The 229-nt window shown below is 68.6% G+C and carries 1 pseudogene; it reads left to right on the forward strand.

From position 1 onward, the window contains the following. Positions 1 to 229 (forward strand): annotated as a pseudogene (locus WH85_RS46495) (ATP-dependent Clp protease ATP-binding subunit ClpC); the annotation flags it as partial.

The raw sequence follows: 229 nt of genomic DNA on the forward strand, positions 1-229 counted from the left end.
GCAGCGGGAGAAGGAGTGGAAGGCCGGCGACCTGGACGTGGTGTCCGAGGTCGACGACGAGCAGATCGCCGAGGTCCTGGGCAACTGGACCGGCATCCCCGTCTTCAAACTGACCGAGGAGGAGACGACTCGGCTGCTGCGCATGGAGGACGAGCTCCACAAGCGGGTCATCGGCCAGGAGGACGCGGTCCAGGCCGTGTCGAAGGCGATCCGGCGCACCCGTGCCGGG

The sequence above is a fragment of the Actinoplanes rectilineatus genome, assembly GCF_000962825.1.
Classification (GTDB): domain Bacteria; phylum Actinomycetota; class Actinomycetes; order Mycobacteriales; family Micromonosporaceae; genus Actinoplanes; species Actinoplanes rectilineatus.